1 tRNA gene is annotated in these 246 nt (G+C 49.2%); it reads right to left on the minus strand.

The annotated features are described in order from the left end of the window. Positions 1 to 2: 2 nt before the first annotated feature. Positions 3 to 74: transfer RNA gene (locus tag HFD99_RS25285), tRNA-Gln, on the minus strand. Positions 75 to 246 lie beyond the last annotated feature (172 nt).

The following is a 246-nucleotide window of genomic DNA, read 5'->3' on the forward strand; positions in this document are numbered from 1 at the left end:
GGCTGGGGATATAGGATTTGAACCTATGCATGACGGAGTCAAAGTCCGTTGCCTTACCGCTTGGCTAATCCCCATTATGTATTCAACAGGGCGATTGATGGGACTTGCACCCACAAATGCCATAGCCACAATTCAGTACGTTAACCCATTCGTCACGACCACCATGGCAATAAAACTGGTGGAGGATGATGGATTCGAACCACCGAACCCGTAAGGGAGCAGATTTACAGTCTGATGCGTTTGGCC

Origin of the sequence: Paenibacillus sp. EKM301P, from assembly GCF_011800295.1 — a bacterium.
Lineage (GTDB): Bacteria > Bacillota > Bacilli > Paenibacillales > Paenibacillaceae > Paenibacillus > Paenibacillus polymyxa.